The 15,645-nt window shown below is 62.1% G+C and carries 11 protein-coding genes; 8 read left to right on the forward strand and 3 right to left on the reverse strand.

What is annotated here, in order from left to right; all coding sequences use genetic code 11:
• Window positions 1-237: 237 nt before the first annotated feature.
• The 3 genes from ASC85_RS25830 to ASC85_RS25840 all read right to left on the reverse strand — a co-directional run bounded on the left by ASC85_RS25830 (window position 238) and on the right by ASC85_RS25840 (window position 3,641).
• Window positions 238-915 (reverse strand): Crp/Fnr family transcriptional regulator, encoded by a 678-nt coding sequence (locus ASC85_RS25830; RefSeq protein ID WP_057451903.1) that lies wholly within the window; start codon window positions 913-915, stop codon window positions 238-240.
• A gap of 282 nt (window positions 916-1,197) precedes the next feature.
• Window positions 1,198-1,845, reverse strand: coding sequence for a two-component system response regulator NarL (gene narL / locus ASC85_RS25835; protein WP_057451904.1), 648 nt, complete (start codon window positions 1,843-1,845; stop codon window positions 1,198-1,200).
• On the reverse strand, window positions 1,842-3,641 hold the full coding sequence (locus ASC85_RS25840) for a HAMP domain-containing protein (protein ID WP_057451905.1): 1,800 nt from the start codon (window positions 3,639-3,641) through the stop codon (window positions 1,842-1,844). Before ASC85_RS25840 ends, narL begins: the two co-directional genes overlap by 4 nt.
• A 309-nt stretch (window positions 3,642-3,950) precedes the next feature.
• Between ASC85_RS25840 and ASC85_RS25845 the strand changes: the two genes are divergently transcribed.
• From ASC85_RS25845 to moaA, 8 genes are all read left to right on the forward strand, one after another.
• On the forward strand, window positions 3,951-5,252 hold the full coding sequence (locus ASC85_RS25845; RefSeq protein ID WP_430458904.1) for an MFS transporter: 1,302 nt from the start codon (window positions 3,951-3,953) through the stop codon (window positions 5,250-5,252).
• Window positions 5,230-6,627: a NarK family nitrate/nitrite MFS transporter gene (locus ASC85_RS25850; protein ID WP_057451907.1), complete on the forward strand. Its 1,398-nt coding sequence runs from the start codon at window positions 5,230-5,232 to the stop codon at window positions 6,625-6,627. The genes ASC85_RS25845 and ASC85_RS25850 overlap by 23 nt, the downstream gene beginning before the upstream one ends.
• Before the next feature lie 65 nt (window positions 6,628-6,692).
• Window positions 6,693-10,466: a nitrate reductase subunit alpha gene (locus ASC85_RS25855; RefSeq protein ID WP_057451908.1), complete on the forward strand. Its 3,774-nt coding sequence runs from the start codon at window positions 6,693-6,695 to the stop codon at window positions 10,464-10,466.
• 1 nt (window position 10,467) lies between these two features.
• A complete protein-coding gene (narH, locus tag ASC85_RS25860; protein WP_003202449.1) occupies window positions 10,468-12,006 on the forward strand; it encodes a nitrate reductase subunit beta in 1,539 nt (512 codons plus the stop codon).
• Between the two features lie 2 nt (window positions 12,007-12,008).
• Complete coding sequence (narJ, locus tag ASC85_RS25865) at window positions 12,009-12,764, forward strand: nitrate reductase molybdenum cofactor assembly chaperone (protein ID WP_057451909.1); 756 nt, start codon at window positions 12,009-12,011, stop codon at window positions 12,762-12,764.
• On the forward strand, window positions 12,757-13,437 hold the full coding sequence (gene narI / locus ASC85_RS25870; protein WP_057451910.1) for a respiratory nitrate reductase subunit gamma: 681 nt from the start codon (window positions 12,757-12,759) through the stop codon (window positions 13,435-13,437). The genes narJ and narI overlap by 8 nt, the downstream gene beginning before the upstream one ends.
• Before the next feature lie 10 nt (window positions 13,438-13,447).
• Entirely contained in the window at window positions 13,448-14,416 is a 969-nt protein-coding gene (locus tag ASC85_RS25875; protein ID WP_057451911.1) for a peptidylprolyl isomerase, read from the forward strand.
• Between the two features lie 25 nt (window positions 14,417-14,441).
• Window positions 14,442-15,434, forward strand: coding sequence for a GTP 3',8-cyclase MoaA (gene moaA / locus ASC85_RS25880; protein WP_057451912.1), 993 nt, complete (start codon window positions 14,442-14,444; stop codon window positions 15,432-15,434).
• Window positions 15,435-15,645 lie beyond the last annotated feature (211 nt).

The raw sequence follows: 15,645 nt of genomic DNA on the forward strand, positions 1-15,645 counted from the left end.
TCGGCACTACGTGCCGACGATGTTTTTATCGGTTTTTACACACTCTGGGCCATGGATGGCCCTTCGCGGCGGCCCACGGAGCAATGCCGGAGTGAGGGAATGCCGAGCCTAAGCGAGGCACCGAGTGGTGGGGCAAAAAGCGTTTTGCTTACTTTTGCGCTTCTCAAAAGTGAGCCGCCGTCAGGGCGGAACCCTAAGTAGCCGTTACCGAAGAAATGGATATTCACACAAAGAAACCTACTGCTGATAAGCCTCCAGCTCACCCTCGGACAAGATACGAATCTGACGCCGCTCCATGGCAATCAACCCCCCATCCACCAACCGATGAAGAATCCGCGAAAACGTCTCCGGCTGAATCCCCAGTTTGGAAGCCACCAGACGCTTCGACACCTGCAAAACCACCTGACCATCGCGCGGATCCCGCTCCTGCAGCAGGAAATTGATCACCCGCCGACTGGCGCTGGCCAGGGTCAGGTTATCGATGTCCTTGAGGCGCTGGTGCAGATGGATGCTCATGCTCGCCAGGATCGCCAGGCAGACCTTGGGCTGGTCCTCCAGGGCCTTGCGGTAATGGGTGCCCTCGATACTCACCAGCACGCTGTCCTTGATCGCCGACGCACTGACCGGATAGCAACGAGCCTCGCTGAACAGCAGGGCCTCGGCGAAGGTCTGGCCGGGCTGGATGATTTCCACCAGGTTCTCCTGGCCCTCACCGGTCACCCGGAACAGCTTGATCTGACCACTGACCAGCAAGAAAAACCGCTTGGCCGGATCGCCCTGGTGCATGAGCGTGCTGTTGCAGTCCAGGCGCCTGAGGACGGCCAGGCTGCAGACATCTTCAAAGACCCGCTCCGGCAGTTGGCTGAACAGGTGATGACGACGCAACAGTAAAACGATGGAAGGGTGGGTCAGCATGGCGTACCTCCGCGTGCCGTCATGGTAGAGCCCAAATCGCCGTCGGCCTATGCCTCGGCAGGCCTACCTCGGAAGAGGGATGGGCTGCGCGATCAAGACACAAATCCTATGGGGGAGGAAATCCAGATCTGCTGCCAATCCCCTGTGGGAGCAAAGCTTGCTCGCGATGGCGGCAGCACGCTCAACATTTGCGCAAGCTGAACCACCGCTATCGCGAGCAAGCTTTGCTCCCACAGGTTTTTTTCCTGCAGGCTCTGCTCACAGTTGGTGTGTTTTGCTGGGCTAACCCGCCCCGCGCAAATGCTCCATCGCCCACACCGCGGCTTCGACCCGTGAGCGCAAGCCGAGCTTGTGCAGCAGGTTCTTCACATGCACCTTGACCGTGCCTTCGGTGATGCCCAGCTTGTGCCCGATGACCTTGTTGCTGTAGCCGCCGGCGATGGTCTTGAGTACCTGGCGTTCGCGCTCGGTCAGTTCCACATCGGCCTGGCGCGGTGGCGAGCGCAGCGCCTGGGCCATGACGCGGGTCAGGCCGGGGCTGATCACCAGGGCGCCGTTGAGGGCGTCGCGGATGTACTGGATCAGCAGCTCCGGCTCCATGTCCTTGAGCAGGTAACCGTTGGCGTCCAGGCGCAAGGCATCACGGATGTCGTCCTCGGCATCGGACACGGTGAACAGCAGCACCTTGCCGGTGTAGTGCATGGCGCGCAACCGGCGCAGGGTCTCGATGCCGTTCATCTGCGGCATGTTGTTGTCCAGCAGCACCAGGTCGGGCTTGAGCGGTTCGATCAGGCTCAGGGCTTCTTCGCCGTGGCTGGCTTCGCCAACGATCTGCAAATCGTCTTCGAGCTCAAGCATCTGGCGAATGCCGCGACGCATCATCGGATGATCGTCGACCAGTAGCAGGGTGTGACGCAGGGGGGCGTTCATGTTGCGAGGCCTTCGGTGTGTTGGCCCAGGAATTCCGGTTGGAAATGCACCTGGATACGGGTGCCCTGGGGTGCTCGGGAGAGAATCTGCAGTTGGCCGCGCAGGCTGCGGGCCCGTTCGTTCATGATGTTCAGGCCATGGTGTTCGCGCTGGTCGACCTCGCCAGTGAAACCCCGGCCATCGTCTTCGATCGACAGCCGCACGGTCTCGCCTTCCTGGCGCAGTTCGAGCCAGGCGTTTTGTGCATGGGCGTGGCGCAGGCAGTTGGACAAAGCCTCGCGGGTGATCTGCAGGATGTGGATCTGCTCGCTGGCCGACAGCTCGAAGGCCAGGGTGTCGACGAATAGGTGCACCTGGAAATCACCTCGGTTGGAGAACTCCTCGGCGGTGTCTTTGAGTTCCTCGACCAGGCCGTCGTCGTGAATCTGCAGGCGGAAGGTGGTGAGCAGTTCACGCAGTTGACGATAAGCGTTGTTCAGACCTTCGCGCAGCTCGCCGGTGACGGTCTCCAGGGTCTGCACCGGTTCGCCCCGACGCATCAGGGTCTGCATGCGGCTGACTTGCAGCTTCATGTACGACAAGGCCTGGGCCAGGGAATCGTGGAGCTCGCGGGCAATGATCGTGCGTTCATCGAGCAGCAGCAGGCGATGGTCCTGTTCGCGCTGGCGCTTGAGGGACAGCGACGTGCCGATCAGGTTGGCCAGGGCCTGGATCAATGCGGTTTCCCAGGGCTGCGCGGCGTGGCCGTCGACAAAATGAGCCTTGAGCTCACCCAGTTCGTTGCCCTGGTTGCTGATGCTGAAAGCCTGCGGGCGTGCCGCGTTGTGTTTATGGCAACTGGCGCAATCGCTGCTGGCGCAGACCTGGCGGCTGTCGGCGCCATGCAACGCCAGCAGGTGTCTGGCCGGTGATTGCAATTGCCCTTGCAGGCACAGCGTCAGGCGCAGGCCCGGCAGGCGCTGTTGGAAGCGCCGGATCAATTCATCCAGCCCTTCGGCATTGGCCTGTCGCGTCGCCAGGCTGCGACTGCTCTGGTACAGCAGCTCCAGGGCGGCGTTGGCCTGTTGCAGGTTCAGGGTCTTTTGCTGGACCTGGTTTTCCAGGGTGCGGTGCGATTGTTCGATGGTCTCGGCCATGGTGTTGAAACTGGTCGCCAACTGGCCCAGTTCATCTTCGGACTGGTGATTGACCCGTACCTGGAATTCGCCACGGCGAAAGCGCTGGGTGGCGTCGACCAGCTCCTGCAAGGGCGTGACCACGCCGTACTGCAATTCATACAGGCCGATCAGCAGGATGATCATGGTGCTGAACAGCGCCGCGCCCTGGATCACCTGCTGCCAGCCTTGCTTGTGCTCGCTCTGGCGCTGCAGCAGGGTGACAAACCGGTCCAACTGGTTGACGAAGGCATTGGCATTGGCCTGGAAAAACGCCGAGTCACCACGCTCGATGGCCGGGCGCAAGGCCTGGTTCCAGCGCTGCACAAGGTCGCGATAGCTCTTGTGCAGGGAGGTTTCCGGCCCATCTTCCAGCACGGCGCGCAGGGCAGGGCTGTCGAGGCGTTGTTGCAGGCTGGCGATGATCGCCGGGATGTCGTCGTTGGCCCCCGCCGCCAGTTTCCAGCTCAGGTGGTAGGTCTCCATGCGCACGGAGCCGGCGGTGTTGATGGCGGCAGCGTCGCCCTGGCTGAACCAGGCGATCAACCCGGCACTCAAGGAACTGGCCAGGGCCAGGATGGCGATCAGGATCACCGCCAGCCCGGCGCGAGCGGGCAGGGAACTGCGCAGCCAACGCATCATCGACGCGGGCCCGCGAGGCAAAACTGTGAAGCGAGCATAGGGGGCGCCCTGGACCTGGGGGTGTAGCAGCCAATCCTGGGCGCACTACCTCTAAAGAGTTGTCGGCCGCTCCATTTCCATAAAAGCTTCGGCAGACTTGATCAAGGTATTGATAAATAAAGGGTTGTATCAATATCCGGGCCTACCTCCTTGGAGGTAGACGGGCCAAGCATAGGCCTGGACCGCCCCGGCACACGTTGACCCAAGTCAAGTTTTCGCGGGGTTCGTATCACTAGGCTGCGCTCAATCGAACTGACGGAGTGCATCGTGATGCGAGCGCAAGTGCAACAAGGGCTGGTACTAGGGATGAGTACCCTGGCCTTCACCGTGTGCTTCATGGTCTGGATGATGTTTGCCGTGCTGGGGGTTCCGATCAAGGAACTGCTGGCCCTCAATGAAACCCAGTTCGGCCTGCTGGCCGCCACGCCGGTGTTGACCGGTTCGCTGGTGCGCTTGCCCCTGGGGCTTCTGACCGACCGCTTTGGCGGACGGATCGTGTTCTTCCTGCTGATGCTGGCCTGCGTATTGCCGCTGTACCTGATCACCCTCGCCACGGCCTTCTGGCAGTTCCTGGTGCTGGGCCTGTTCGTCGGCCTGGCCGGTGGCTCGTTCTCGGTGGGCATCGCCTACGTCGCCAAGTGGTTCGACAAGCAGAACCAGGGTTTTGCCATGGGCGTCTTCGGCGCCGGCAACGCCGGTGCGGCGGTGACCAAGTTCCTCGCCCCGGCGTTGATCGCATTAGGCTCCTGGCACCTGGTGCCAAAAGTGTTCAGCGCCATCCTGTTCATCACCGCGCTGTTGTTCTGGTTTCTCACCACCGAGAAAAAGGAACACAGCGGCACCGGCGGCGCGACGTTGCGCGAGCAATTGAAAACCCTGAAAGAGCCGGCCGTGTGGCGCTACTGCCAGTACTACTCGATCGTGTTCGGCGGCTACGTGGCCCTGGCGTTGTGGATGACCAAGTACTACGTGCAGGAATACGGCTTCAGCCTGCAAAGCGCGGCGCTGCTGGCGGCGTGTTTCTCCTTGCCCGGTGGCGTGCTGCGCGCCGTCGGGGGCTGGATGTCCGACCGCTGGGGCGCCCAGAGCGTGACCTGGTGGGTGTTGTGGGTCAGTTGGATCTGCCTGTTCCTGCTCTCCTATCCCCAGACTCAACTGCAAGTGCAGACCGTCAACGGCATCGTCGATTTCCACATCGGTCTCAGCCCCACGCTGTTTACCGTGCTGCTGTTCGTGATGGGTATCGCCTTCGCGTTCGGCAAGGCCTCGGTCTTCAAGTACATCGCCAACGACTACCCGAAAAACATGGGCGCGGTGTCCGGCATCGTCGGCCTGGCCGGCGGCCTGGGCGGGTTCGTGCTGCCGATCATGTTTGGCGCCCTGGTGGACCTCACCGGCGTGCGCTCGTCCTGCTTCATGTTGATGTACGGCGTGGTCTGGGTCTCCCTGGCCTGGATGTACTTCAGCGAAATGCGCAAGCGCCCGCTGCTGGGTAAACAGCCGCCGGCCACTCAATCCCCGTTTTCCAGCATTGCCCAAGGAGAAGAACATGTCCGTTCTGCAAACGCCTGAAAAGGGCCCGGTCATTCATGACTGGCGCCCGGAAGACCCTGTTTTCTGGGGCAGTAGCGGCAAACTGACCGCCCGGCGCAACCTGTGGATTTCCATCCCGGCGCTGCTGTTGGCCTTCGCGGTATGGATGGTCTGGAGCACGGTGATCGTGCGCTTGAACGCCATCGGCTTCAGCTTCAGCACCGACCAATTGTTCTGGCTGGCGGCGCTGCCAGGCCTGTCCGGCGCGACCTTGCGCATCTTCTACTCGTTCATGGTGCCGATCTTCGGCGGGCGTCGCTGGACCGCGCTGAGCACGGCGTCGTTGCTTATACCGGCTTTGTGGATGGGCTTCGCCGTGCAGGATCCGGCCACGCCCTACAGCGTGTTCGTGCTGATCGCATTGCTTTGCGGTTTTGGTGGCGGCAACTTCGCCTCGAGCATGTCCAACATCAGCTTCTTCTATCCCAAGTCCCAGCAGGGCACCGCCCTGGGTCTGAACGCCGGGCTGGGTAACCTGGGCGTGTCGGTGATGCAGTTCAGCGTGCCGCTGGTGATCTCCTTCGGCGTGTTCGGCTTCATGGGCGGCCAGCCACAGGTGTTGGCCGACGGCAGCTCGCTGTGGTTGCAGAACGCCGGTTTCATCTGGGTGCCGTTCATCCTCGCCATCACCGTGATCGCCTGGTTCGGCATGAACGACCTGTCCAGCGCTCGCGCCTCGTTCAGCGAACAGGCGGTGATCTTCAAGCGCAAGCACAACTGGCTGATGTGCTGGCTGTACCTGGCCACCTTCGGTTCGTTCATTGGTTTCTCCGCCGCCTTCCCGCTGTTGATCAAGACCTCGTTCCCGGAAGTCATCGCCCTGAAATTCGCCTTCCTCGGCCCGCTGGTGGGCGCGCTGGTACGGCCGCTGGGCGGCTGGCTGGCGGACAAGCTCGGTGGTGCGAAGGTCACCTTGTGGAACTTCGTGTTGATGATCGTGATGGTGTTCGGCGTCCTGCACTTTCTTCCGCAGAACGGCGAGGGCGGCAGCTTCTACGGCTTCCTGGGCATGTTCATGTTGCTGTTCATCACCACTGGCGTGGGCAACGGTTCGACCTTCCGCATGATCCCGGTGATCTTCCGCACCCTGCATGAAAAAGCCGCCCTGGGCAAAAAGCCCGAGCTGCGTGAACAAGCGATCAAGAACGCCGGCAAGGAATCGGCCGCCGTGCTGGGTTTCAGCTCGGCCATGGGCGCCTTCGGAGCCTTCTTCATTCCCAAATCATTCGGCACTTCGATGGCCCTGACCGGCGGCCCGGAGATGGCCTTCTACATGTTCGTCGGCTTCTACCTGAGCTGCATCGTGGTGACCTGGTGGTGGTACGCCCGCAAAGGCGCGGCGACACCCTGCTAAGACGAATTCAACTATTGCGTGGGCGGGGCGCAGACCCCGCGGAGCAAGCCTGAGAGGAAGACACTGTGAGTCATTTATTGGATCAACTGCGGTTTTTCAACCGCAAGCAAGGCGAGTTTTCAGACGGACACGGCGAGACCCGCAAGGAATCTCGCGATTGGGAGAACGTCTACCGTTCGCGCTGGCAGTACGACAAGATCGTGCGTTCCACCCATGGGGTGAACTGCACCGGTTCGTGCTCGTGGAAAATCTACGTCAAGAACGGCCTGATCACCTGGGAAACCCAGCAGACCGACTATCCGCGTACCCGCAACGATCTGCCCAACCACGAACCACGCGGCTGCCCTCGCGGCGCGAGCTACAGCTGGTACATCTACAGCGCCAACCGGCTCAAGTACCCGAAAATCCGCAAGCCATTGCTCAAGCTGTGGCGCGAAGCCCGGCAGACCCTGCCGCCGGTGGAAGCCTGGGCCAGCATCGTCGAGGACAAGGCCAAGGCCGACTCCTATAAAAGCAAGCGCGGCATGGGTGGCTTCATCCGTTCCAACTGGGAAGAAGTCAACGAGATCATCGCCGCGGCCAACGTCTACACCGTCAAGGAACACGGCCCGGACCGGGTGGTGGGCTTCTCGCCGATCCCGGCCATGTCGATGGTCAGCTATGCCGCCGGCTCGCGGTACCTGTCGCTGATCGGTGGCGTGTGCCTGAGCTTCTACGACTGGTATTGCGACTTGCCGCCAGCTTCGCCGATGGTCTGGGGCGAGCAGACCGACGTGCCGGAATCGGCCGACTGGTACAACTCCAACTACATCATTGCCTGGGGCTCCAACGTCCCGCAGACCCGTACCCCTGACGCCCACTTCTTCACCGAGGTGCGCTACAAGGGCACCAAGACCGTGGCGATCACCCCGGACTATTCGGAAGTCGCCAAGCTCACCGATTTGTGGCTCAACCCCAAGCAGGGCACCGACGCCGCGTTGGCCCAGGCCTTCAACCATGTGATCTTCAAAGAATTCCACCTGGACAAGCCGAGCGCCTATTTCACCGAATACGCCAAGCGCTACACCGACCTGCCGGTGCTGGTGATGCTCAAACCGATGCTCGGCGCCGCGCCGGGTGCGGGTTACCAGCCGGACCGTTTCCTGCGGGCCAGCGACCTGACCGACAACCTCGGCCAGGACAACAACCCGGAATGGAAAACCATCGCCCTGGATGCCAGCGGCGAACTGGTTTCGCCCCAAGGCTCCATCGGCTATCGCTGGGGTGAGAAGGGCAAGTGGAACATCCTGCCCCGTGAAGGCGGCGAGGGCCGTGAGATCGACCTCAAGCTGAGCCTGATCGGCGGCGACGTCGCCGAGGTCGCGTTCCCGTACTTCGCCGGCGAAGCCCAGGAGTACTTCCAGCACGTGGCCGGTGACGCGGTGCAGTTCCGGCGGGTGCCGGTGCACAGCGTGGTGCTGGCCGATGGCAGCGTGGCGAAAGTTGCCACCGTATTCGACCTGTCGGCGGCCAACCTGGCGATCGACCGTGGCCTGGGCGGCGCCAACGTTGCCAAGGACTATGACGACGCCTCGGTGCCTGGCACCCCGGCCTGGCAGGAGCAGATCACTGGCGTAAGCCGCGAGAAGGCGATCCAGATCGCCCGCGAGTTCGCCGACAACGCCGACAAGACCCGTGGACGCTCGATGATCATCGTCGGTGCGGCGATGAACCACTGGTACCACATGGACATGAACTACCGTGGGCTGATCAACATGCTCATGCTCTGCGGTTGCGTCGGCCAGACCGGCGGCGGCTGGGCCCACTATGTCGGCCAGGAAAAACTCCGTCCGCAATGCGGCTGGCTGCCCCTGGCCTTTGGCCTGGACTGGAACCGTCCGCCACGGCAGATGAACGGCACCAGTTTCTTCTACGGCCACAGCTCGCAATGGCGCCACGAGAAGATGAGCATGCACGATGTGCTCTCGCCCCTGGCCGACAAATCGCAATTTCCCGAGCACGCCCTGGACTACAACATCCGCGCCGAACGGGCCGGCTGGTTGCCGAGCGCACCGCAGCTCAACACCAACCCGCTGCACATCTGCCGCGATGCCGCCGCCGCGGGCATGGACCCCAAGGACTACGTGGTCAAGTCGCTGCAGGACGGTTCCCTGCGCTTTGCCTGCGAGCAGCCGGACAGCCCGGTGAACTTCCCACGCAACATGTTCATCTGGCGCTCCAACCTGCTGGGCTCTTCGGGCAAGGGCCACGAGTACATGCTCAAGTACCTGCTGGGCACCAAGAACGGCGTGATGAATGAAGACATCGGCCATAGCACCGAGTGCAAGCCCACCGAAGCCGAATGGGTCGACGAGGGCGCCATTGGCAAGCTCGACCTGGTGACCACCCTGGACTTCCGCATGTCCTCGACCTGCGTGTATTCCGACATCGTCTTGCCGACCGCTACCTGGTACGAAAAAGACGACATGAACACTTCGGACATGCACCCGTTCATTCACCCACTGTCGGCGGCCATCGATCCGGCCTGGGAATCGCGTTCGGACTGGGAAATCTACAAGGGCATCGCCAAGGCGTTTTCCGCCATGTCGGTCGGCCACCTGGGTGTCGAGAAGGACCTGGTCACCGTACCGCTGATGCACGACAGCGTCGGCGAACTGGCCCAGCCATTCGGCGGCACCGACTGGAAAAGTGCCGGTGTGGCGCCGGTCCCGGGCAAGAACGCGCCGAACCTGCAAGTGGTGGAACGCGACTACCCGAACATCTACAAGCAGTTCACCTCCCTGGGCCCGATGCTGGAAAAACTCGGCAACGGCGGCAAGGGCATCAACTGGAACACCGAAACCGAAGTGAAATTCCTCGGTGAGCTGAACCACAAGGAAGTCGAGGCGGGTATCAGCCAAGGGCGGCCAAAAATCGACAGCGCCATCGACGCTGCCGAAGTGATCCTGTCCCTGGCGCCGGAAACCAACGGCCATGTCGCACTGAAAGCCTGGGCGGCGCTGTCGGAATTCACCGGCATCGACCACAGCCACCTGGCCATCTCCAAGGAGCACGAGGCGATTCGCTTCCGTGACATCCAGGCCCAGCCACGCAAAATCATCTCCAGCCCGACCTGGTCCGGCCTGGAAGACGATCACGTGAGTTACAACGCCGGCTACACCAACGTCCATGAGTCGATCCCATGGCGCACCATCACCGGTCGCCAGCAGTTCTACCAGGATCACCCGTGGATGCAGGCGTTCGGCGAGCAGCTGATGAGCTATCGGCCACCGGTCAACACCCGCACCATCGCCGGCGTGAAGGGCAAGCGCAGCAATGGCGAGACCGAGATCGTCCTGAACTGGATCACCCCGCACCAGAAGTGGGGCATCCACAGCACCTACAGCGACAACCTGCTGATGCTCACCTTGAGCCGTGGCGGACCGATTGTCTGGCTCTCGGAAATCGACGCCAAGCGCGCCGGTATCGAGGACAACGACTGGATCGAATGCTTCAACGTCAACGGCGCGCTGACTGCCCGTGCGGTGGTCAGCCAACGGGTCAAGGAAGGCATGGTGATGATGTATCACGCCCAGGAACGGATCGTGAACGTGCCGGGTTCGGAAACCACCAAGACCCGTGGCGGCCACCACAACTCGGTGACCCGCGTGGTGCTCAAGCCCACCCACATGATTGGCGGCTACGCCCAACAGGCCTACGGCTTCAACTATTACGGCACGGTCGGTTGCAACCGCGACGAATTCGTCGTGGTGCGCAAGATGGTCAAGGTCGATTGGCTCGATGGTTCCAGTGGCGATGATTTGCCGCGTCCACTGCCGACTGATATCGAGGAGAACTGAGATGAAGATTCGCTCACAAATCGGCATGGTCCTGAACCTGGACAAATGCATCGGCTGCCACACCTGCTCGATTACCTGCAAGAACGTCTGGACCAGCCGTGAAGGCATGGAATACGCCTGGTTCAACAACGTCGAATCCAAGCCCGGCATCGGCTATCCCAAGGAGTGGGAAAACCAGGACAAGTGGAAAGGCGGCTGGATCCGCAACGCTGACGGTTCGATCAACCCGCGCATCGGCGGCAAGTTCCGCGTGCTGGCGAACATCTTCGCCAACCCGGACCTGCCGAGCCTGGACGATTACTACGAGCCGTTCGACTTCGACTACCAGCACCTGCACACCGCACCGCTGGGCGAGCACCAGCCCACCGCGCGACCACGCTCGGTGGTGTCCGGCAAGCGCATGCAGAAGATCGAGTGGGGCCCGAACTGGGAGGAAATCCTCGGCACTGAATTCGCCAAGCGGCGCAAGGACAAGAACTTCGACAAGATCCAGGCGGACATCTACGGCGAGTACGAAAACACTTTCATGATGTACCTGCCGCGCCTGTGCGAGCACTGCCTGAACCCGGCGTGCGCGGCGTCGTGCCCGAGCGGTGCGATCTACAAGCGCGAGGAGGACGGCATCGTCCTGATCGACCAGGAGAAATGCCGCGGCTGGCGTATGTGCATCAGCGGCTGCCCGTACAAGAAGATCTATTTCAACTGGAAGAGCGGCAAGTCGGAAAAATGCATCTTCTGCTACCCGCGCATCGAAGCCGGGATGCCGACCGTCTGCGCTGAAACCTGCGTTGGCCGCATCCGTTACCTCGGCGTGCTGCTGTATGACGCCGATCGCATCAGCGAAGTGGCAAGCACCGCCAATGAACAGGACCTGTACGAGAAACAACTGGAGATCTTCCTCGACCCGAACGACCCAGCGGTGATTCGCCAGGCCCTGGCCGATGGCGTACCGCAGTCGGTGATCGATTCGGCGCAACGCTCGCCGGTCTACAAAATGGCCGTGGACTGGAAACTCGCACTGCCGCTGCACCCGGAATACCGCACCTTGCCAATGGTCTGGTACGTGCCGCCGCTGTCACCGATCCAGAACGCTGCGACGGCCGGCACGGTGGGCATGAACGGGGTGATCCCGGATGTCGACAGCCTGCGCATCCCGCTGCGCTACCTGGCCAACATGCTCACCGCCGGTGATGAAAAACCGGTCAAGCTTGCCCTCAAGCGTCTGTTGGCGATGCGTGCCTACAAGCGTTCCGAGCAGGTCGACGGCGTGCAGGACCTGCAAGTGCTGGCCGACGTCGGCTTGAGCGTGAACCAGGTGGAAGAGATGTACCGCTACCTGGCCATCGCCAACTACGAAGACCGTTTCGTTGTGCCAAGTGCCCACCGCGAAGACGCCATGAGCGACGCGTTCGCCGAGCGCTCCGGTTGCGGCTTCAGCTTTGGCAGCGGTTGCAGTGGCAGCTCCGACACCAACATGTTCGGTGGCAAGAAGGCCAACCGCCGCGACGTGATCAAAACCGTGCAGTTGTGGGAGGAATGAGCATGCGCATTCTCAAGGTGATTTCGTTGCTGCTCGATTACCCGACCGAGACCCTGGTGGCCGGTCGGGATGAGCTGGAACAAGCGATTCTCCAAGCACGGGAAATCAGCCCCAACCAGCGCGCCGGGTTGTTCGAGTTGCTGGAAGTGGTCTGCGGCAAGGACCTGATGGATGGCCAGGAGCACTACGGTGCCCTGTTCGGCCGCGGTCGCTCGCTGTCGCTGCTGTTGTTCGAACATGTCCACGGCGAATCCCGCGACCGTGGCCAGGCCATGGTCGACATGATGGCCCAGTACGAAGAGGCCGGTTTCGCCATCGGCGTCAAGGAACTGCCTGACTACATCCCGCTGTACCTGGAGTTTCTGTCCACCCGCGAAGACATCGAAGCCCGCGAGGGCCTGGCCGACGTAGCGCACCTGCTGGCCTTGCTCGCGGCGCGCCTGGACGAGCGTGAAAGCGCCTACGCCAGTTGCTTCCGGGCCTTGCTGCAAATTGCCGGGGCCGAGCCCCAGGTGGCCGTGGCCGAGTTGCGTGAGCAAGTGAAGGCCGAGCCACGGGATGACTCCCTCGAAGCCCTGGACAAGATCTGGGAAGAAGAGGCGGTCGATTTCATGAAGGCCGAGCAGCAAGACCGTTGCAGCTCGATGCCAAGCGCGCCGGGCAAGGCGCGGGACGAAAGTGCGGTGCCGCTGCACTGGGTGGATTTTCAGCATGAAGGGCGGGCCGCAGCGCCAGCCGGGGAGGTGGGCAATGTCTAAATGGGATCTGTTGTTGTTCGGGGTCTACCCCTATGTCGCCCTGGCGATTTGCCTGATCGGTAGCTGGGCGCGGTTCGACCTGTCCCAGTACACCTGGAAGGCCGGTTCCAGCCAGATGCTCAACAAGCGCGGCATGCGCGTGGCCAGCAACCTGTTTCACATCGGCGTGCTGTTCGTGCTGGCCGGGCACTTCGTCGGCCTGCTGACACCCTCGGCGATCTACCACCACGTGCTGAGCACCGAGAACAAGCAGTTGCTGGCGATGGTTTCCGGCGGTTTCTTCGGCGTACTGGGCCTGATCGGCCTGGTGATGCTGCTCAACCGTCGCCTGACCGACCCACGGGTTCGCGCCACCTCCAATGTCTCGGACATCCTCGTGCTGGTGGTGCTGCTGGTGCAACTGGTACTGGGGCTGATGACCATCGTGGCGTCCACCGCCCATATGGACGGCTCGGTGATGGTGATGCTGGCCGACTGGGCCCAGAACACCGTGCTGTTGCGTCCGGTCGAAGCTGCTACAGCGATAGCGCCGGTGGGCCTGGTCTACAAGCTCCACGTGGTGTTGGGCCTGACCCTGTTCGTGTTGTTCCCGTTCACCCGTCTGGTCCATATCATCAGTGCGCCGGTCTGGTACCTGGGGCGTCGTTATCAAATCGTTCGGCAGAAGTTCTGAGGAGAAGATCATGGCGAGTGGATGCGGATGTGGCGGTAGTGGTGGCGGCAGCGGCGGCTGCGGTTCTTCGGCAAAAGCGGCACCGGTGATCGCGCCGGTGGCCGATGCCGAACCGGCGGGGGCGGTGCAGTTCGAGCCGGCCCAGGCCGGGCCGGTGGCGGAGGATGAAGCGCCACAGTTGATTGCCAGCAGTGAGCAGGAGTGGCCGATCATCAGCGTCAACGGGGTGTCGGTCACCCCGCAGGCGATGGCCCAGGAGCTGCAATATCACCCGGCGGAAAGCCGCGAGGATGCGGTTTATCAAGCGGCACGGGCCCTGGTGATCCGTGAATTGCTGCAACAGCGTATCGCCGAGCTGGGCCTGGCATTGCAGGTCGGCGCCGGTGAGAACGAAGAGGAGGCGGCCACGCGGCTGTTGCTCGAACGTGAGGTGCAGGTGCCGCAGTGCGACGAGGCCACCTGCCTGCGTTATTACGAAAGCAACCGGGCGCGGTTTCACAGCGCACCGTTGCTGGCGGTGCGGCACATCCTGCTCGAATGTGCGCCGGACGATGCCGAGGCGCGCAGCCTGGCCCATGTACAGGCCGAGCTGCTGCTGGAGCGGCTGGAGCAGTTCCCGGGCAGTTTTGCCGAGTTGGCGCTGAAGCATTCGGCGTGTCCATCCAAGGAGCAGGGCGGCTCGCTGGGGCAGATCAGCAAGGGCCAGACCGTGCCTGAACTGGAGCGCCAATTGTTCACCCTGCCGGCGGGCCTGGCTGGTAAACCGCTGGAAAGTCGTTACGGCTGGCACGTGATCAGCATCGACCAGCGAATCGATGGCCAACCATTGCCGTATGAGGCGGTGGCGACGGCGATTCGTACCCAGTTGCAGCAGGGCGTGTGGCAAAAAGCGCTGGTGCAGTACCTGCAAACCCTGATCGGTGCGGCGGATATTCGCGGCATTCACCTTCAGGGCGCCGACTCGCCGCTGGTGCAGTGAACACGGGCTCAATCGGGAGATCTTCATGAACGCGGTGTTGCAGGACGGATTTGGGCGCCAGATCGATTATTTGCGGATGTCGGTGACCGATCGTTGTGATTTTCGTTGTGTGTATTGCATGGCGAAAAACATGACGTTCCTGCCGCGTCAGCAAGTGTTGACCCTGGAGGAGTTGCAGCGCCTGGCGCGGCTGTTCGTCGGCCTGGGGGTGAAGAAAATCCGCCTGACCGGTGGTGAGCCGCTGATCCGTCCGGGCATCGTCGGGCTGTGTCGTGAGATCGCGGCATTGCCCGGCCTGCGGGAACTGGTGATGACCAGCAACGGCTCGCAGCTGGGGCGATTGGCCCAGCCGCTGGTCGAGGCCGGGGTCAAGCGCATGAACATCAGCCTCGACAGCCTGGACGGCGAACGTTTTCGGGCGATCACCCGCAACGGCAACCTGGACCAGGTACTGGCCGGCATCGAAGCGGCGAAGGTCGCCGGGTTCGAACGGATCAAGCTCAACTGCGTGGTCATGAAGGGACGCAACTTCGATGAAGTTCCGGCGCTGGTGCAATACGCCATCGAGCAGCGCATCGACATCAGCTTCATCGAGGAAATGCCGTTGGGGGAGGTCGGGCGTTCCCGGGGCGAGTCGTTCTGTTCCAGCGATGAGGTTCGGGCCGAGATCGCCCGCCATCATCGCCTGCTCGACAGCGCCGAGAGCAGCGGCGGGCCGGCGCGCTATGTGCGCCTGGAGCGTCATCCGGATACCCGGATCGGTTTCATTTCGCCCAACACCCACAACTTCTGCGCCAGTTGCAACCGCGTGCGCATGACCGTCGAAGGGCGCTTGCTGTTGTGTCTCGGGCAAGAGGATTCCCTCGACCTGCGCGGTTTGCTGCGGCGTTATCCGCTGGACGACCAACCGGTGATCCAGGCGGTGCACCAGGCGTTGCGTGGCAAGCCATTGCGCCATGACTTCAACCCGGGTGGGGAAGTGCAGATTGTGCGGTTCATGAACATGAGTGGCGGTTAGATAGAAAGGGTTTGTGTTGGATACAAATCTTACAGTCACCCCAAAACTCCTGTGGGAGCGAGCCTGCTCGCGAAGGCGGTGGGTCAGCTTGCAATGATGTTGAATGTGCTGGCCTCTTCGCGAGCAGGCTCGCTCCCACATCTATGGTTACCCCCTTTTCTGCAATACTGTTCTTGATGCGTGTTTGGCTTGCTTTCATCTATCCGGCGTC

Source organism: Pseudomonas sp. Root401 (assembly GCF_001425105.1).
Lineage (GTDB): Bacteria > Pseudomonadota > Gammaproteobacteria > Pseudomonadales > Pseudomonadaceae > Aquipseudomonas > Aquipseudomonas brassicacearum.